18 protein-coding genes are annotated in these 18,079 nt (G+C 65.8%); 8 read left to right on the forward strand and 10 right to left on the reverse strand.

The genetic code is table 11. From position 1 onward, the window contains the following. Nucleotides 1-177 precede the first annotated feature (177 nt). Nucleotides 178-852 carry a hypothetical protein gene (locus tag BMX07_RS23865; protein WP_139210925.1) on the forward strand — a complete coding sequence of 225 codons (675 nt, stop codon included), beginning with the start codon at nucleotides 178-180 and terminating at the stop codon, nucleotides 850-852. 508 nt (nucleotides 853-1,360) lie between these two features. On the opposite strand, the gene BMX07_RS15710 is transcribed toward BMX07_RS23865, so the two are convergent. Then, entirely contained in the window at nucleotides 1,361-1,807 is a 447-nt protein-coding gene (locus tag BMX07_RS15710) for a hypothetical protein (RefSeq protein ID WP_090619325.1), read from the reverse strand. A 290-nt stretch (nucleotides 1,808-2,097) separates the two neighbouring features. Next, nucleotides 2,098-3,582 (reverse strand): sulfatase family protein, encoded by a 1,485-nt coding sequence (locus tag BMX07_RS15715; protein ID WP_090619327.1) that lies wholly within the window; start codon nucleotides 3,580-3,582, stop codon nucleotides 2,098-2,100. A 125-nt stretch (nucleotides 3,583-3,707) separates the two neighbouring features. On the opposite strand from BMX07_RS15715, the gene BMX07_RS15720 reads away from it, so the two are divergent. Further along, nucleotides 3,708-3,923: a hypothetical protein gene (locus tag BMX07_RS15720; protein ID WP_090619330.1), complete on the forward strand. Its 216-nt coding sequence runs from the start codon at nucleotides 3,708-3,710 to the stop codon at nucleotides 3,921-3,923. Between the two features lie 19 nt (nucleotides 3,924-3,942). On the opposite strand, the gene BMX07_RS15725 is transcribed toward BMX07_RS15720, so the two are convergent. Beyond that, on the reverse strand, nucleotides 3,943-4,476 hold the full coding sequence (locus BMX07_RS15725) for a DoxX family protein (protein WP_090619333.1): 534 nt from the start codon (nucleotides 4,474-4,476) through the stop codon (nucleotides 3,943-3,945). Between the two features lie 133 nt (nucleotides 4,477-4,609). Beyond that, nucleotides 4,610-5,908, reverse strand: a complete 1,299-nt coding sequence (gene hisS, locus BMX07_RS15730) for a histidine--tRNA ligase (RefSeq protein WP_090619335.1) — start codon at nucleotides 5,906-5,908, stop codon at nucleotides 4,610-4,612. 171 nt (nucleotides 5,909-6,079) lie between these two features. Between hisS and BMX07_RS15735 the strand changes: the two genes are divergently transcribed. Beyond that, the gene (locus tag BMX07_RS15735) at nucleotides 6,080-7,126 is read left to right on the forward strand and encodes a sensor histidine kinase (protein ID WP_090619337.1); all 1,047 of its coding nucleotides are present in this window, start codon (nucleotides 6,080-6,082) and stop codon (nucleotides 7,124-7,126) included. Between the two features lie 62 nt (nucleotides 7,127-7,188). Here BMX07_RS15735 and BMX07_RS15740 read toward each other — a convergent pair whose 3' ends face one another. The 3 genes from BMX07_RS15740 to BMX07_RS15750 all read right to left on the reverse strand — a co-directional run bounded on the left by BMX07_RS15740 (nucleotide 7,189) and on the right by BMX07_RS15750 (nucleotide 8,680). Continuing rightward, nucleotides 7,189-7,779, reverse strand: a complete 591-nt coding sequence (locus BMX07_RS15740) for a DUF7411 family protein (RefSeq protein ID WP_090619340.1) — start codon at nucleotides 7,777-7,779, stop codon at nucleotides 7,189-7,191. Further along, nucleotides 7,779-8,126, reverse strand: coding sequence for a DNA-binding protein (locus BMX07_RS15745; RefSeq protein WP_090619342.1), 348 nt, complete (start codon nucleotides 8,124-8,126; stop codon nucleotides 7,779-7,781). Before BMX07_RS15745 ends, BMX07_RS15740 begins: the two co-directional genes overlap by 1 nt. A gap of 98 nt (nucleotides 8,127-8,224) precedes the next feature. Next, nucleotides 8,225-8,680 (reverse strand): 30S ribosomal protein S19e, encoded by a 456-nt coding sequence (locus BMX07_RS15750; RefSeq protein WP_090619345.1) that lies wholly within the window; start codon nucleotides 8,678-8,680, stop codon nucleotides 8,225-8,227. A 98-nt stretch (nucleotides 8,681-8,778) separates the two neighbouring features. Here BMX07_RS15750 and thiL point away from each other — a divergent pair, with 98 nt between their 5' ends. After that, the gene (gene thiL, locus BMX07_RS15755; RefSeq protein WP_090619348.1) at nucleotides 8,779-9,654 is read left to right on the forward strand and encodes a thiamine-phosphate kinase; all 876 of its coding nucleotides are present in this window, start codon (nucleotides 8,779-8,781) and stop codon (nucleotides 9,652-9,654) included. Between the two features lie 37 nt (nucleotides 9,655-9,691). On the opposite strand, the gene BMX07_RS15760 is transcribed toward thiL, so the two are convergent. The 3 genes from BMX07_RS15760 to BMX07_RS15770 form a co-directional block, all read right to left on the reverse strand. Beyond that, the gene (locus tag BMX07_RS15760) at nucleotides 9,692-10,855 is read right to left on the reverse strand and encodes a site-2 protease family protein (RefSeq protein WP_090619350.1); all 1,164 of its coding nucleotides are present in this window, start codon (nucleotides 10,853-10,855) and stop codon (nucleotides 9,692-9,694) included. Nucleotides 10,856-11,134: 279 nt separating this feature from the next. After that, nucleotides 11,135-11,380 carry a DUF7123 family protein gene (locus tag BMX07_RS15765; protein ID WP_090619353.1) on the reverse strand — a complete coding sequence of 82 codons (246 nt, stop codon included), beginning with the start codon at nucleotides 11,378-11,380 and terminating at the stop codon, nucleotides 11,135-11,137. A 250-nt stretch (nucleotides 11,381-11,630) separates the two neighbouring features. After that, nucleotides 11,631-12,470 (reverse strand): molybdopterin synthase, encoded by an 840-nt coding sequence (locus BMX07_RS15770; protein ID WP_090619356.1) that lies wholly within the window; start codon nucleotides 12,468-12,470, stop codon nucleotides 11,631-11,633. A gap of 151 nt (nucleotides 12,471-12,621) precedes the next feature. Here BMX07_RS15770 and BMX07_RS15775 point away from each other — a divergent pair, with 151 nt between their 5' ends. The 4 genes from BMX07_RS15775 to BMX07_RS15790 all read left to right on the forward strand — a co-directional run bounded on the left by BMX07_RS15775 (nucleotide 12,622) and on the right by BMX07_RS15790 (nucleotide 18,066). Then, complete coding sequence (locus BMX07_RS15775; RefSeq protein ID WP_090619358.1) at nucleotides 12,622-13,641, forward strand: CapA family protein; 1,020 nt, start codon at nucleotides 12,622-12,624, stop codon at nucleotides 13,639-13,641. A 99-nt stretch (nucleotides 13,642-13,740) separates the two neighbouring features. Further along, complete coding sequence (gene pyrH / locus BMX07_RS15780; protein ID WP_090619360.1) at nucleotides 13,741-14,466, forward strand: UMP kinase; 726 nt, start codon at nucleotides 13,741-13,743, stop codon at nucleotides 14,464-14,466. Continuing rightward, complete coding sequence (gene lysS, locus BMX07_RS15785; RefSeq protein ID WP_090619363.1) at nucleotides 14,463-16,166, forward strand: lysine--tRNA ligase; 1,704 nt, start codon at nucleotides 14,463-14,465, stop codon at nucleotides 16,164-16,166. Before pyrH ends, lysS begins: the two co-directional genes overlap by 4 nt. A 52-nt stretch (nucleotides 16,167-16,218) precedes the next feature. After that, nucleotides 16,219-18,066 carry a site-2 protease family protein gene (locus BMX07_RS15790; RefSeq protein WP_090619366.1) on the forward strand — a complete coding sequence of 616 codons (1,848 nt, stop codon included), beginning with the start codon at nucleotides 16,219-16,221 and terminating at the stop codon, nucleotides 18,064-18,066. Nucleotides 18,067-18,079 lie beyond the last annotated feature (13 nt).

The raw sequence follows: 18,079 nt of genomic DNA on the forward strand, positions 1-18,079 counted from the left end.
GGTTCGACGTTGTGGTTTAGCGCCAATTCTGTGAGTGAACCGGTGTCGTGAGAGCGATTGGATCGTCCAATCTATAGTATCCTATATGAAATATATAACTAAAATATAAAATTTAATTTGGAGGTGGGCCCAATAGATATTATGGGAGAAAATTACTTCCAGGAGAGGTGAGCAGTTTTGAAGACTACCGGTGCGGTTCTTGCCGGACTTGTCGGCATAGTAGGAACAGGATCAGGGCAGCAGAATAGTGAGTACGATCCATCTACGGTTACCTGGTCAGACGAGGAGTCCGTGGTACGTTATAGTAACAGAGTGAATGAACTCAACGAGAGCCAGCAAAGGGAGATAATAGACGAATTATCCGTCGAACAAGAAGAAGCGATCGTCGCTGCGCAAGATGATCAGTTATCTTACGTCCGTACTCGGACAGTCAGCAGGGAACAATCGGATATGGCAACTGAAAATAGGGAACCAACAGCGGCTGCTGCCCCTGGGGTGCCCACGAATTACAAAGAATCCGTCGTCGGTTACGATGGTATCGGACCGTTCAAAGATAAGAAATTCGAGTTTCGCCATACGATTGAGTGGAACTACGATGGTGACGACTACTACGCAAACGTGAGTAGTATCAATGGAGAGACGTATGACTGGGTTTGGAGCTATGAGGGGCCAGGTGCAAAAAGTGACGCAGAGTACGGGTCATTTTTCGATCACCGGAGAGAAGGTGTTTTCGAGGCAGGTATTACTAATCCCACGACGGTTACGCCCCATATAGAACTTCGGGGAACTGCAGACGGTGACGGCAGAACCGTATCTCAAGACGACGACTGGCCGGACGAAAACCTCCCGTGACAGAATACCAAGACACACCTTAGAGATAGCGAAGATCCAGTATATCGAAGCATGGCTACCCTCATGAACTACAAGACTGCTTGTTGCATGCCGAATCAGGGTCAACAGGTTACAAGATATACTGAACGGACAACTGAGTTGCTACCATGGAAAAGAACGAGAATCCGTTCGACGATTACAAGCTTCGGTGTGGGAGAGGACACAGACCAACAGTGACTGAAAAAGCCGAAGTACAACCGGACGACTCACTCGTCCGTCGGTATCGATGTCCGAAATGCGATCAAGTATTCCGGGTGAGAATGTCAGCGGACGGGTCGACCACTGAGACGGTCCGAGAGTGACGAGTATCATGAGTCTCCGTAGTCGAAACCGATCACCGATCTACGTGACACCAAACCAGACGCTCCGTCCGCTCGAGCCCGAGTTCGAAGACGGACGGAGAAACCGGACACCTCAGGCTGTGCGTCCGACGACAGGCCCGGAGATCGAGAATGTAGTCGGGGAACGCTCAGTCGTCCGACTCGTCCTCGAGTTCGTCCGCCCGTTCTCTCGCCTCCGCCGCCCGCTCGCGGAACTCCTCGATCCGCGTTTGCAGCTTCTTGCCGGCGGTGTACGTGAACTCGTCGGGCATCATCCCGTACTCGATCTCGAGAGTGATCATCGTGTCACAGCCCTCGACGATTTCGGGTGCCCAACTGCCCTGTGCCAGCTTGGACTCGTCCGTGACGACGGCCTCGCCGTCCTCGACGTCGATAAAGGCGCTCACGATGTTCCAGATGTTCGGATTGCTCGAGCTGACCTCGTCGAACAGCCCCTCGAGGCGCGACTCTTTGATCTCTGCGTCGCGTAGCTCTTCGAGGAGATCCTCGAGGGCGTCGGCGATTTCGTCGTATCTGGCGGCGTTCTCGCGGAGGTCGGCCGGCGGTTCGTCGGCGTTCGAGTCGGGTCCCGTCATCGTAGCCCCTCCGTTTCGTCGGTGTCCGCAGTCATGTACGACTGGTACCCGCTTCGGCACTGTAAACGTACGCTTCCGTCTCGAGATCGGACGTGGGAACGCGTATCGCGAGTCCGGACGGCGACAGCGACTCTCCTGCTTCCGTGGCAACGCGGAACGGCCACACCCTCCCCAGCCGATTCGTTCGCGATCGCAGATCGCTCACTCATCCCTCGCACAGTGTCGTCTCGCGATTCACTCTCGTTCATCGCTCGACAGCGCGCGCCACCGCAGGATCCGTGTCGGAACGGTTACGACGCATTTTCCAGCACGCCCGTCACCCAGACGCGGTTCGGATCCTCTGTCGCCTCCATCCAGTCGACCAGGCGGTCTCGCATGTCCCGCCGCACGTCCTCGTATGCGGGGTGGTCGATCAGGTTCCGTAGCTCCGCGGGATCGGCCTCGAGATCGTACAGTTCGTCGATATCCGGCCCGTTGTAGACGTACTTGTACCGATCGGTGCGGACCATCCGCTGGCTGTAGAGCCCGAACTCGTCGCCGTGGTACTGAGCGAACGTCGAATCCCGCCAGTCGAGGTTCGCGGGCGGCTCGCCGCCGTTCTCGAGCAGGGGAACCAGGCTCCGGGAATCGAAGTCGTCGGGCACGGGAACGTCGGCGAGCTCGAGGAACGTCGCCGCCAGGTCGTGCAGGTGAACGGGGGCCTCGCTGGTCGTCCCCGTGTCGGCCACGCCCGGCCAGCGAATCTGTAGCGGAATGTGGTAGGTGTCGTCGTACATCAACGGTCCCTTGTTGAACTGGCGGTGGCTCCCGGCGAAGTCGCCGTGGTCCGAGGCGTGGACGACGACCGTCTGCTCTGCCAGTCCGTGCTCGTCGACCGCGTCGAGGACCCGTCCGATCTGGTGGTCGATCAGCGTGACGAAGCCCCAGTACTTCGCGAGCGCTTCGGCCCACAGCTCCCAGTCGAAATCCGCCACGCCGCGGTACGAGAGGTAGTTCTCGTGGACCCGTGGTTTGCCGTCGTAGGTCTCCGCGTAGCTCGCGGGCGGCTCGATCTCGCCGGGGTCGTACAGCGAGGCGTAGGGCTCCGGGACGACCCAGGGGTGATGGGGGCCGTAGAAGTCCGCCCGGTGGAAAAAGGGGTCGTCCCGGTCGCCGTCGGCGTGAGCCTCGATCGCGTCGATCGTCCGCTCGGCGAGGAAGTACGCCCGCGTCTCCTCGACGTCGACGGGCGTCTTCGCGGCGACGAACGTCCCGTTCTCGCCGTCTCGCGGATCGTCGCCGGTGTAGATTTCCTCCTCGAGTTCGACCTCGCCGATCGGCACGTCGCGCACCTCGCGGTGCTCGCGGAACGCCTCGTCGATGTCGTCGTGGTGTTTGTCGCTGCCGCCGAGATACGAGAAGCCGAAGTCGGCGGGCGTCCGATCGCGGCCGGCGTGCCACTTTCCCGTGTACGTGAGGTCGTAGCCGGCCGCGACGAGTTCCTCCGAGAACGTCGGCAGGCCGTCGGGCAGGTTCGCCCGGATCGCGTCCGGCTCGTGGCAGTTGTTCAGCATCCCGTGACCGTGCGGGAACTGTCCGGTCAGCAGCGACGCGCGGGCGCTCGAGCAGATACTGATCGGCGTGAACGCCCGCTCGAAGCGGACGCCCTCGCTCGAGAGCCGGTCCATCGCCGGCGTCTCCACCGGCGGGCCCTCGGATGCGCTGCAGTCGTATCGCTCCTGATCGGTGAGCAGGAACAGGACGTTCGGGCGGGTATCGGCGTCAGCGTCGGCCATCGGGCCAGGTACACCGCCGCCGCAGTTAAGCGTGGGACCTGCAGTCGGTGACACCGCACGGCGGCGGATAAGTCGTCCCCGTGTGAACCCGACCGTTCATTAGAATCGCGTTCGACGGTCGACGCGTGCCGAGTGCGTACTGTGGTGAATGTGAGTGGCAGTACCGGGTCGCGGGGACCGATACCGGCGACCTCAGTCGAGCGATGATCGATCACTTCGTCGAGACCGGCCACTCGCCGGTCGAGCGACGTGACGCGGCCGACCGTCTCGCGACCGACGAGCGGATCGCGCCGTCGGACGAAGCGACCGAGAGCATCGGCGAGCCGTCGAAGAGACGGTAAGGCCGCCTCCGCCGCGGCGTTAGCCGAGGAGGTAGCGCAGCCGGGGCCGCCGTTGCACGAACGCCGTCCGCTCGAGGGAGGCGTCGACGCCGAGGATGCGGCCCGCGGCGAAGACGCCGACGATCACGAACAACAGGAGCCCGAGCAGGTCCCCGTTGACGTAGCCGTGCGCCCAGTCGGCGTTGCCTAGGTAGAACAACGTCATCAGGACGCGGCCGAAGAAGGCGGCGAGGCGCACGAGCGCCCCCAGGATGAGTCCCAGCCCGATGAGGAACTCGCCGAGGGGGATCATCACGTTGGTGACCTCGAGCAGCCAGGGCGTCCCGGCGACGACCTCGAAGCGGCCGGCGATGGGCGATTGGGCGTTCTGCAGGTAGCCGGCCGCGTCGAACGGCTCCCCGGCGACGAACGCGAACTTCCCCCAGCCGGAGCTGAGGAACCAGTAGCCGACGAGCAGCCGCGCCGCCACCAGCACGTAGCTGGCGGCCGGACCGGCGTGCTCGAACTCGTTTCGCCTGCCGGGCCACTGAACGGTGGCCTCGGTAGTGGACATTGGTCGTCACCTCACGAACGAGGATTAGTTCGTTCGGCCCATAATACCGGCCACAGTTCCCGATTCACAGGAGCCGAGTCGGATCTCCCTCTCGATACGGAGTGTTTTTGTACTCGAGTCGAGCGGCGGTCGCTTACGCGAGGTCGTCGTACGTCGGTCGCTCGAGATCGCCGGGGAACTCGTCGACCGGGACCTGCGTCTGGTCGCCCGACTCCATGTCCTTGATCGTCACCTCGTCGTTCGCGAGGTCCTGTTCGCCGACGATGACGACCGTCTCGGCGTTGATCGAGTCGGCGTAATCGAGCTGCGCGCCGAACGAGCGGCCCGCGATATCGGTCTCGACGACGTGCCCTCGCTCGCGCAGTTCGCGGACGATCCGAGCCGCGTCCGCTCGCGTGTCACCGATCTGCAGGACGTAGTAGTCCGTCGTCACTTCCTCCTCGGGCCAGACGCCCGCACGCTGCAGGAGCAGCGACAGCGTCGCGTGGCCCGGCGCGACGCCGACCGCGGGCGTCGGCTGGCCGCCGAAGCTCTCGATCAGATCGTCGTACCGGCCGCCGCCGAAGATCGACCGCGAGACCTCGCCTGCCGAGTCGAAACACTCGAAGACGACGCCCGTGTAATAGTCCAGTCCGCGGGCCGTCTCGAGCGAGACGGTACAGTACTCGCGAGCCCCGAAGTCCTCGGCGGCTGCGAGGACGTTCCGGAGGTTCTCGACGGCGGCGGTCACGCGCTCGGTGTCCGCGACCGCCCGGACCTCGTCCAGGTCACCGCTCGCGATGAGGTCGTCGAACGCGGCGGCCTGATCGGCCGTGAGTCCGGCGTCGATCAGCAGGTCGTGGTACTCCGCACGCGATATCTTGTCGGACTTGTCGACCGCGCGGATCGCTGCTTCGGTGTCGACGTCGGCGTCGTAGCTCTCGAGGACGCCGCCGAGGATGTCGCGGTGGGAGATCCGGAACTCGAAGTGGTCGCCGGTGAGTCCGAGGCCGGTCAACGCGTCGGCTGCCCACGCCAGGATTTCGGCGTCGGCCTCCGGCTCGGACGAACCGAAGATGTCGACGTTCGTCTGGTAGAACTCCCGGTACCGACCCTGCTGGACCTGCTCGTAGCGCCAGAACGGTCGCGTGGAGAACCACTTGATCGGCTTCGAGAGCTCCTGCTGTTTCGCGACGACCATCCGGGCGACCGTCGGCGTCAGTTCGGGTGTCAGCGTGACGTGACGACCGCTCTGGTCCTCGAACGAGTAGAGTTCGTCGACGATGTCGTCGCCGCTCTTGTCGGTCCACATCTCGGCGCGCTCCAGCGCCGGCGTTCCGATTTCGCGGAACCCGTACTCGCGGGCGGTTTCCTCCAGACCGTCGATAGCCGACCGCCTGGAAGACATCTCGCCGGGATAGAAGTCTCGAAAGCCCTTGATCCGGTCGTACATGAACACCCGTTCGGCGACGACGGACTTCTAACCTTTCGTTCTCACGCGACCGCCGAAACCGTGGCCAGTGATCCGGTCTCGTTTGCTTCAGTGCTGATTACCGTTGGTTCCACGATATCGATTCTGAGAACGTCCCGTAAGTTGATACCGACCTGCGTCAGAGTCCGACTTGTGCAACGCGTGGCCGACGACGACTGGATCGCGGAGGTCGGTGAGCAACTGCCGGTATCACCGCTCTCGGCGCTGGGTCTCTTTCTCGCCGCGATCATCGGCACCCGCCTCGCTCTCGAGCACGTCTCGAGCCGAGCGCTGCTCGAGAGCGTCTTTCCGCTGCTGGCGGCGACGGCAGTAGTCTTCGCCGACCGCTGGTTGGTGTCCCGAGGCGTCTCGACCAGGGACCGGCTCACCGTCTTCGGCTACGGACTCGGCGGCTTTCTCGCCGCCGTCCTCGTGACGGCGCTCCACCTCTACGTGCTGTACCTCGAGGGAACGGGCGCCAGAGCGCCGCTGTACCTGCTCCTGATGGGCGGCACCGTCGGCGTCGGTGCGGGCACCGTCGCGGGCATCTACGAGATCCAACAGCGGGCGGCCGTTCGCGAGGCCGAACGCCAGAGCGCGCGCCTGGAGGCGTTCGCGAGCGTCGTCAGTCACGACCTTCGGAACCCGCTCAGCGTCGCACAGGGCCGGCTCCGGGCGGCGTTCACCAGCGGCGATCCGGACCACCTGCAGGAAGTCGATGCGGCGCTGACCCGAATGGACGAACTGATCGAAGAGACACTCTCGGTCGCTCGTAGCGGGACGCAGGTCGAGGACCCCTACGACGTCCCGCTCGTCGAACTCGCGAGCGACGCGTGGACGGCCGTCGAGACGGACGAGGCTACCTACGAGACGGTCGGCGATCGAACGCTGCAGGTCGATCCACTCCGAGCGAAGCAGCTCTTCGAGAACCTCTATCGGAACGCCATCGAGCACGGCCGCGAGGACGTCCACATCCGGGTCGGTCCGTGCGACGGCGGCTTCTTCGTCGCCGACGACGGTCCCGGGATCCCCGCCGACGAGCGCGAGGAGGTACTCGAGCAGGGGTACACCACCGCCGAGGACGGATCGGGGCTCGGCCTCGCGATCGTCCGCGCCATCGCGGACGCGCACGGCTGGCAGGTCGCGATCGGCGAGAGCGAGGCCGGCGGGGCCCGGTTCGAGTTTACCAACGGCGGCTGAGAACCGGAGCCGGGCCGCCACTCGCAGCGTACACCGCGCCGTCGGTCGCCGTCCTCGCTCCTTCACCGGATGTTCGTCACGTACGTCTGGTCGTGGTCCGGGAAGTACTCCGCGATCGCTGCAGGACCCTCCTCCGCGGCGATCAGCGCCCGGAGCTCCGCCTCGTAATCCGCCCTGTCGATCTCCTCGCTCGGCCCCACGATCACGTCCAACCGCGCCTCGACGAGCCTGTCGACGGCCGACCGGCCGAATCCGGACAGCGGCGCGATGTAGTCGACGTCGTGTCGGTCCTCGAGGCTCTGGGCCTGCGCCCGCGAGACCGTCGGCACGCGGTCGTCACGCCGAGTACCGTCGGCGATGGCGTCGAACGACCGATCTGCGAGCTGCTCCAGGGCGTGCGTGTGGACCAGCTGGATTCCGTTTCGCGGAAACCCGTCCTCGCGGATCCGGTCGACGGCCTCGCGGGCGACGTCGGGATCGCACTCGAGGCGCTCGAAGTCGAACCCGGCGGCGTCGGCCGTTTCGCGGGCGTGTTTCCAGTCGTCGCTGACGCCGAAGTGAGCCGTCAGCAGCGTCACGTCGTAAAACTCCTCGAGCAAGAGCGCGGCGAGCGTCGAGTCCTTGCCACCGCTGTAGAGCAGTCCGAGCTCCATCACCGGCGCTGGATGTCGAAGCTCTGCGAGTCGGGTTTCAGCTCCTTGAGGAGCTGTTTCATCTTGTCGTCGTCGATCTTCCCCTGGATCCGGCCGCTGCGAGCGAGGCTGATGACCTGTCGCTCGACCTGCTCGCCGAACTGCGGCTTGCTCATCTTGACGGTGTTGAGCCGCTTCCGGGCCTCGTCGGTCAAGTGCTGGCGCAGTACGGCCTTCTTCTGGGCCTCGGCCTGCTGCTGGGCCGCCTCCTGTCCGCCCTCGCCCTGGGACTCGGCGCGGTCCTGGAGCTGTTCCATCTTCTTCTGTCGGAGTTCCTCGAGTTTCTCCTCGTCGGGTGAGCCACTCATCGTTGGTCCATACTTGTCCGGCACGCGGGAAAATGATTACGGACGAGCGGTAGCAATGGCTCTGCGCGGTGAAACCGGCGCGAAAACGATTCCAGCAATTACGCGTAGCGCTCGAGTTCCGGACGGTCGAGATCTTCGAGGACGGTGCCGGCGGTCTCGTCGAGCAGGCTCCGCCCGTCGGCGGTGATCCGGCGACCCTCGCCCTCGGCGGTCTCGACGAGGTCCTCCTCCTCGAGCTGCTGGAGGATGGTCCGGATCAGGTTCTTCGAGCCGTCGGCGCGCTTGTCGGGTGCGACCTGGTAGCGGTTGGAACCGCCCTTCGCACCGCCGTACTCGGTCGAGAGTCGCTCGACGCCGATCGGTCCGCGGTCGGCGACCTTGCGCAGGAGACTCGCAGCGCGGGTGGCCCAGAAGTCGTCCTGTTCGGGGGGGAGCTCCTTGTCGACGCCGCTCTTGGCGAACTTGCCCCACTCCGGTTCCTCGAGTCGATCCGCGAGATCGTCGGCGAGCGCCTCGATGAGGTCGTCCGCCGGAACGTCGTACATCGTAGCCATTGGCGTGTGATTTCCGTCCGCGGCATTTAAGACCATCGTATCACGCCGACCCGGCGTCGGCCCGGACCGTTTTTCGCCCTCGAGTCGAAACGGAGGGTATGGACGAACGCGCCGCCCTGCGGCTCCTGTCGGGCGAACTCGAGGCGGCCGGCGACGACGCGGCCATCGTCGACGGGCTCGTCGTGACGACGGACATGCTCCACGAGCGAACGGATTTCCCGGCTGGCACGACCCGGTACACGGCCGGCTGGCGCGCCGTCGGCGCGTCGCTGTCGGACGTGGCCGCGATGGGTGCCGAGGCCACGGCGACGGTCGCCGCCTACGCCGCGCCGACGTTCGACCGGGACGAACTGCTCGCGTTCGTTCGCGGTGCGAGCGACGTCTGTGATCGCGTCGGCACAGAGTACGTCGGCGGCGACCTCGACGGCCACGACGAGTTCACCGTGTCGACGACCGCGATCGGTCGGACCGACGATCCCGTCCGCCGGCGCGGCGCGCGCCCCGGCGACGTCGTCTGCGTTACCGGGACGCTCGGCCGGAGTGCGGCCGCACTCCGCCTGTTCGATCGCGGAGAGACGGATCGCGCGAACGACCGCTTTCGGTTCGATCCCCGGATCGACGCCGGCCGCGCACTCGCCCCGCACGCGACCGCGATGATGGACTCGAGTGACGGGCTCGCCCGATCGCTCCACCAGCTCTCCGAGGCTAGCAACTGCGGGTTCGCGATCGATTCCGATCGGATTCCGATCGACGATGCGGTCTTCGAGGTCGCCGACGGCGACGACGTACTCGAGCTGGCGACCAGCTTCGGCGAGGACTTCGAACTCGTCGCGACGCTCCCCGAGGACGCGGTCCCGGCGGTACGAGACGCGACCGACGCGTCGCTGTCGGTGATCGGATCGGTCCGCGACGCCGGCGCGGCGATCACGATGGACGACGAGCCGCTCGCGGACCGCGGCTATACGCACGGGTAGCCGCGGAACCGACGGCGAACCGCCCCGAACGCGCCGGTCACTCGATGATCATGACCGGTACCGGCATGAAACAGAGCAGGCCGAGACCGAACGTGACGATCCCGAGGACGACCCGGCTCCGACCGAGGCGGTCGTCCTGGATCGGCGTCGCCGGCCCCACCGACGCGAACAGCGTCGTCAACAGCCCCCAGAGCACCCAGACGAAGACCGTATTCAGGCTGTGATTCTGTATATAATAGAGATAGCCGGCAAGCGCGAACAGCGCGCCCGGGACGAGCGCCGCGATCGTCTCCTGAAGCTCGCCGACCATCGCCCGGAGGATGTGGCCACCGTCCAGCTGTCCGACCGGAATCAGGTTGAGGAACGTCACGAACATCCCAACCCACGCGCCGATGACGACCGGGTTCACTCCCGTCGCCGGATCGTCTCGGTACAGGGGCTGGTCGAACCCGGCCGCGAGCAACTCGAGCAGCGGCGGGTAGCCGAGCTCGATCCGCACTGCGTCCGGATGCTGAAGCAACGCGGGGTCGACGGTCACGGGCGGCAGGTGAAGCCCGATCACGGTCGCGATGACCGTCGCGACCAGTCCCGCGATCGGGCCGGCGACGCCGATGTCGAACAGTGCCTTGCGGTCGGGCATTCGGCCCTTCATCTTGATAACCGCCCCCATCGTCCCGATGAGCGTCGGGACCGGGATGAAGTAGGGCAACGAGGCGTCGACCTGATGGTATCTGCTCATGACGTAGTGGCCCATCTCGTGAACGCCAAGCACGCCGAGGATCGCCAGGGAAAAGGGCCACGCGTGGACGGTTTCGATTGGGTTCATAAACGGATCGAGTGAGGGGTACCACCACCACGCGCCCACGAACAGCGTCGAAACGACCGTCGCCAGTAGCAGGACGACGTTCGTCCACGGAATTCCGTCGACACCGACGGTCGTCGGCTCGGCGACGAGCACGTACTCGCCGCGGCGGCGCTCGAGTTCGGCGTCGTAGCCGCGTTCGCGGAAGTCGGGCCAGAGCTCCCGCATCACCCGTTCCGGGTGCGCCAGCGGGTCGCCGTAGTATACCAGCTGACCGTCTTCGCGCCGAACCTCGTAGACCGAAAACACCGATTCGATGCGATCGATCGGCGGCCCGTCTTCGGGACGCTGGCCACTGCCGCTCGCCGTGCCGAACCCGGACCGATCGACATCGTCCATCACCTGTGGTTCAGGGTCGGGCGGTATAAAACGCCTGTCGTCGGCAGAGCCGACCGTTTCTCGAGGCGATTCCGCCGGCGGGCCGGGCGCTGCGGGAACGGCCGACCGGCGGCGCTCTCGGGAACGATTCGATACCGAATCCGGAGATGCGACTCGGCATCGGCGTGGGATGCGACGTCTCAGGGTGGGTCGTGCCGGATGGCGTCGGTGACGCGCCGGCACGGGGCAGGGGAGCGGGGATAGTCGTCGGGCGAGTCGATCGGGTCGAGTGAGCGCGACTCAGGCAGGTGCGACGCGCCACGTGGTCGCGCTCGTGTACGACCACTTCTCGATCTCGAGGTCGCTGACCGAGTCCGAGAGCTTGACCATCAGCGCGCCGATCTCCTTGGGGGACATGCCGACATCGTCTGCGATGAACTTGCCTTTGAAGTACAGCTCGCCGTCTTCGGCGCGTTCACGCAGGTAGCGTTTGAGGCGGCGTTCCTTGCTTTCCGTGGAGGGTTGGGCTGTCGTGCTCATCGACATCCACTCCTTGTTGGGGATATCTGTTATAAACGAAGGATGGTTAGTGGCGTTTCGATTGTGTTCAGCGATCTGGGGGGTAATCGACGTTTTATTCGCCGACAGCAGATTGTCAGTTGCAACCTCAGAACCGACGAGACATTTTAAAACAGCAGCTAACTCATTATCTCAGTTTCGACCGTCACGACAGTTTCAATATCTTCCTGCCCGACCGTTTCACTATTTCATCGGATTCGATGAACGAACGGAACGGTCAGGATCGCTCGTGGACCCAGAACTCATCCTCGACCGTCACTTCTTTCTTGAACAGCGGTACCTCGTCTTTCAGTCGGTTGATCCCGTCTTCGACGGTGCGGAACGCCTCCTCGCGGTGGCCCGCGAGCACGACGACGAAGACGATGTCCTCGCCGTCCTCGACGATCCCCGTTCGGTGGTAGAGTTCCACGTCGAAGACGTCCGCGCGGGCTTCGAGGTCGGCTTCGAGGGCCGCCATCCGCTCGTCGGCGACGCCCTCGTACTTCTCGAACTCGAGGTACTGCGTCCGTGCGTCGTCCTCACTGTCTTTGGCACGGACTCGACCCGTAAACGTTGCGATCGCACCCGCTCGATCGGCGCGCGGCGATCGTTTGACGCGAGCGACGAGCGATTCGAGCGTTTCGTGGGGCTCGGCCGCCTCGAGGTCACGGACGAGTGTATCGAGATCGAGGTCGCCGGGGCCGCCGACGGCGGCGAGGATCGTGTCGTCAGCCTCGCTCTCGGACGCGGCAGCAGTTCCGACGGCGATCGAGGGGGACTGAAGCGTCGGGACGCCCGTGACGACGGCGTACTCGCAGTCGCTGGCCAGGCTATCGAGCGCGTCGGCGACGGACAGTCCGGTGCCCGAAGCGGTCCAGTCGCCGTCGACACCGAGGTCGTAGGTGACGTCGCCGCCGAGCGTGATCGATTCGCGCGTCTGCCGGCCGTCCGCGATCGTCGAATCGTATCTGACGACGCCGACGCGACCGCGCTCGGCGAGCCGATCGACGAGCCGGTCGACGACCGACTCGAGCGCGTCGCCGTCGGCCTCCGCCTCGCGAACACCGAGTACGTGCATATCCGAGACATGGGCGGGTCGGGCTTTGTAGCTGTCGCCCGGAACACCCCGGACGAGCGACGTCCCCGCGGCCGGTCGACCGCCGCACGGCGGGACATCGGTCCGGCGACGGTGCCCCGGGATTTTGCACGTGCGCCGCGAAGACTCGCATATGCCCCTTCGAATCGGCTTCACTGGCGACGTCATGCTCGGGCGGCTCGTCGACGACCGCCAGCGCGACCGGCCCGTCGAGGCCGTCTGGGGGACCGTCCTCGAGCGACTGCGCGCGCTCGACGGACTCGTCGTCAACCTCGAGTGCGTGCTCTCGACGCGCGGTCGGAAGTGGACGCGCACGCACCGGCCGTTTCACTTCCGGGCCGATCCCGACTGGGCGGTCCCCGCGCTCGAGCGCGCCGGCGTCGACGTCTGTGCGCTGGCGAACAACCACGTACTCGACTACGGGGACGTCGCGCTTCGCGACACCATCGACGCGCTCGACGAGGCCGGAATCGCCCACGCGGGGGCGGGGGAGACGATCGACGAGGCGCTCGAGCCCGCGGTTCGAACGATCGGGACGGCGACCGACGACGGCGACGAGGGCCTCGAGGTGGCAATCGTCTCGTTTACCGACAACACGCCGGAGTACGCTGCGGACGAGGAGTCGCCGGGGACCGCCCGGATCGAAATCGACACCGACGATCCGGAGACGAACCGACTCGTTCGGGAGGCACTCGATCGCGCACGGGAGGCTGATCCCGACCTGCTGGTGGCCTCGCTCCACTGGGGTCCGAACATGGTCACGGAGCCGCCCGAATCGTTCCGGGCGTTCGGCCGCCGGCTGATCGACGACGGCGTCGACCTGATTCACGGCCACAGCGCGCACGTCGCCCAGGGAATCGAGGTCTACGACGGTAGTCCGGTCATCTACGACGCGGGCGACTTCGTCGACGACTACCGGGTGGACGCGGAGTTGCGCAACGACCGGAGCTTCCTGTTCGATCTCGCGGTGACGCCCGCCGGCCGACCGACCGAGCTCCGACTGCATCCCACCGAGATCGACGGCTGTGCGGTCCGCGAGGCGAGTCCGGCGGCCGCCGCGTGGTCCCGCGAGCGGATGCGCGAGCGCTCCGACCCGTTCGGCACCGCGTTCGATCGCGACGGTGACGCGCTCGTCCTGTCGCTCGCGGAGTGAACAGCGGGCCCGTCCGAACCCCGGCTCGAGCGGTGTGTCACCACGCCGTCCGGGTAGTTGACAACCCTTAAGATAGCAACTCCGCTACACCGGTGTAGTATGAAAGTGGTCGTCTCTATCGGCGGGAGCGTCCTCGTCCCCGAACCCGGCGCGGACCGGGTGGCCGAGCACGCCGCCGTCATCGAAGACCTCATCGCGGAGGGCTGTCGTATCGGTGCCGTCGTCGGGGGTGGCGGCGTCGCTCGCGAGTACATCGGGGCCGCTCGAGACCTCGGGGCGAACGAAATCGAACTCGATCAGCTGGGGATCGACGTCACCCGGCTCAACGCGCGGTTGCTCATCGCGGCGCTGAGCGAGGAATCGGTGACCGCGCCCGCCCTCGACTACGAGGAGGCCAGCGAGGCGCTCCGCCGGGACGACATCTGTATCATGGGCGGCGTCGCGCCCGCCCAGACCACCGACGCCGTCGGGGCCGCGCTCGCGGAGTACATCGACGCCGACCTGCTCGTCTACGCGACGAGCGTCCCGGGCGTCTACAGCGACGACCCCAACGAGGACGACGACGCGACCAAGTACGACCACCTCTCCGCAACGGAACTGGTCGACGTCATCGCCGGCCTCGAGATGAACGCCGGGGCCTCCGCGCCGGTCGACCTGCTGGCGGCGAAGATCATCGAGCGCTCGGGAATGCGAACGATCGTCCTCGACGGCACCGATCCCAGTCGGATCGCGCGCGCGGTCCGATTCGGCGACCACGAGGGGACGGACATCGTCCCCGACGGTGCCGGCGCGGAACCGACCTACTGGGCGAGCGACGAACGATGAGTGCGAACGACGACGGCGAGACCGGAGCCGCTTCGGACTCGACGGCGATCAGCCCCTACACGCTCCAGCGCGAGGACGCGGACGACGCGCGCCACGCGTTCTGGGCGGATACGGTCGCAGACCGTATCGAGGACCAAAACCCCGAGGAGCCGATCGTCGTCAAGGGCGGTATCTCGCCCTCGGGGGTCCCGCACCTCGGCAACGTCAACGAGATCATGCGCGGCTACTTCGTCGCCGAGGTGCTGCGCGATCGGGGGCACGATGTTCGGCAGGTCTTCACCGCCGACGACCGCGATCCGCTCCGAAAGCTCCCGCGGACCCTCTGTGACCTCGACGGGAACCTCGTCGATCTCGGCGAGGTCGACGCGGGCGCGCTCGGCCGGAACCTCGGCGCACCCTACACGGACATCCCGGACCCGTTCGGCTGCTGTGACTCCTACGGCGACCACTTCGCGACGATCATTCAGGACAGCGCCGACGCGGTCGACGTCCCGATCGACATGGTCTCGAACACGGCGCTGTACGAATCCGGCGAGTTCGAGGACGTGACCCGGTTCGTCCTCGAGCGGCAGGATCGCGCACGCGAAGTCCTCTCCCAGTACCAGGACAAGGTCGACGCGGACTACGTCCCGTTCAACCCGATCTGCGAGGAGTGCGGCAAGATCACCGAGACGGTGACGAGCGTGGACCTCGATGCCGGCGAAGCGGCGACCGTCGACTACCGCTGTACCGACATGGACGCCGGCGACCAGACGATCGACGGCTGCGGCCACGAGGGCACCGCGACGCTGCGCGAGGGCAAGCTGCCCTGGCGCTTCGAGTGGCCCGCCCAGTGGCAGCTGCTGGGCGTCGACTTCGAACCCTTCGGCAAGGACCACGCCGAGGGGTCCTGGCCCAGCGGACAAGACGTCGCCCGGAACGTCCTCGAGATCGAGCCCCCGGTCCCGATGGTGTACGAGTGGTTCACGCTCGAGGGACGACCGTTCTCCTCCTCGGAGGGCAACGTCATCCTCGTCTCTGACGTCCTCGAACTGCTCGAGCCCGAGGTCCTGCGGTACTTCTTCGCGAAGGACCCCTCGAAAGCCCGGGACTTCAGTATCGAACGACTGGATCAGCTGGTCGACGAGTTCGACCGGCTCGAGGCGATCTACTTCGACGAAGTCGAGGCCGGCGAGGACGAGGAAGCCTTCGCCGAGCGGGTGTACCCGTTCGTCGTCGAGGAACCGCGAGCGGAGCGCATCCGGCTTCCCTACACCTTCGCCGCGGTGCTCGGGATGACCGACGACCCCGATCTGCGCGAAGAGATCGCCCGACGCGAGGGTCACATTCCGGCCGACGCCCCGGAGTGGGCCGTCGAGGGAGCCCTCGAGCGGGTCGAGCAGGCCCGAAACTGGGCGCGGCGGACCGGCAACGAGTTCGATTACGAACTCAAGCGCACGGAGATTCCGGCCCACGAGTTCGACGCGGCGACGGAAGCGGCACTCGAGGAGCTCGCGGACTTCATCGAGGAGGGTCACGAACCCGACGAGATCCAGGGTGAGATCTACGAGACCGCGAAACGCCACGACGTCGACGTCGGTGACTTCTTCGGGGCCGGCTATCGGCTGTTCTTCGACGAGGACCAGGGACCGAAGCTCGGACCGTTCCTCGCGAAAGTCGACCGGGAGTTCGTCGTCGGGCGGCTGCGGCGGGAACGCTGAGAGCGGCCGATAGACAAAAACCATTTGAGAACGCCACCCGGAGAGACTAGTGATGGATCACGGTCCTCCCGCTGTCGTCTCACCCCCCGAACTCTTCGGCTCGGAGCTCGTCACCTGGGTGCTGATCGGCCTCCTCTGCTACTGGGTCGTCGTCGTCGGACTGCGGAACGGCGGCTACCTCCCCGACTACATCGGCACCCAGGGCCCGATTCTCACGTTCCACACGAAACGCGGCCGGGACCTGCTCGACAGGCTCGCCCGCCCGAAGCGCTTCTGGCGGGCGTGGTCGAATTTCGGCGTCGGCATCGCACTGGTCGTGATGGTCGGCATGTTCGCGTTCCTCGTCCGCGCGGCGATGGTCGCCCTCTCGACGCCACAGATGACGACCTCCGCCGTCCGCCAGCCACGGAACGTCCTCGTCATCCCCGGCGTCAACGACTTCCTGCCGCTGGCGGCGACCCCCGGGATCGTCTTCGGACTCCTCGTCGGACTCGTCGTCCACGAGGGCGGCCACGGGCTGCTCTGTCGCGTCGAGGACATCGATATCGACTCGATGGGGATCGCGATGCTCGCAGTCGTCCCCGTCGGCGCTTTCGTCGAACCGGATCAGGAGAGCAGCAAGGCGGCCTCCCGCGGCGGCCAGACGCGGATGTTCGCCGCCGGCGTCACGAACAACTTCGCGATCACGCTGCTGGCCTTCGCCCTGCTGTTCGGGCCGATCGTCGGCGCGATCGGCGTCGCCCCCGGCGCCGCCGTCGGCGGCGTCGCGGAGGACTCCCCGGCCGCCGCCGCCGGTATCGAACCGAACGATCGCATCACGGCGATCAACGGGACCGCCGTCGAGGACAACGAGGCGCTCGCCGACCGGCTCGAGTCCGTCGACGGCGACCGCGTGGCCGTCGAACTCAACGGCGAGGAGACGGTGACGGTCAGCCGATCGCTGCTGGTTACCGCGGCGATGCAAAACGGTCCGACGGGGCTCTCCACCGGCGACAAGATCCACGCGGTCGACGGCCAGACGGTCGCGACCGAACGCGGCTTCTTCGACGCCGTCGGCGAGAACGAGCGGGTCACCCTGACGGTCGAACCCAAAGACGGCGGGGATCGAGTCGAGCGAACGGCCCCCATCGGCGCGGCGGTTTCCGTCGCCGAGAACGAGCCCCTCGAGGGCAAAACTGGCCCGACCGACGAGACGTTCGTCATCACCCGCTTCGACGGCGAACGGATCCACGAGTACGACGGTCTGAGCGCGCTGCTCGAGGACACCGAGCCCGGCCAGGAAGTCACCGTCGCGGGCTACTTCGGCGACGAGCGCGAACAGTACAACGTGACCCTCGGTGAGCACCCGCGGGCCGATAGCGGGTTCCTCGGGATTCAGGCCCAGCCGGGCACGTCCGGCGTCTCGGTCAACGACATCGGTGTCCAGCTCTATCCCGCGGCGGAGTACCTGACGCTGCTCGGCGGGGAGGGGAACGGCGACGCGCAGCTCGGTCCGCTCACGAGCAGCTTTCTCGGAAAGATCGGGATAGCGGTCCTGCTGCCCGTCATCGGGGTCACCGGCGGGATGCCGTTCAACTTCGCCGGCTTCACCGGCGGGATTCAGAACTTCTACGAGGTGCAGGGGGCGCTCGGTGCGTTCGGTGACGGGACCGTCTTCCTGCTGGCGAACCTGTTGTTCTGGACCGGCTGGATCAACGTCCAGCTCGGTTTCTTCAACTGTATCCCGGCGTTCCCGCTCGACGGCGGGCACATCCTCCGAACGAGTACTGAAACGATCGTCTCTCGGTTGCCGATCGACGCGACCCGCGGGATGGTCCGCCTGGTGACGACCACGGTCGGCGTGACCATGCTCGTCAGCTTCCTTCTGATGCTGTTCGGCCCGCAACTGATCGCGGGCTGATCGCGAGCGACGC

The sequence above is a fragment of the Natrinema salaciae genome (assembly GCF_900110865.1).
GTDB classification, from domain to species: Archaea; Halobacteriota; Halobacteria; order Halobacteriales; family Natrialbaceae; genus Natrinema; species Natrinema salaciae.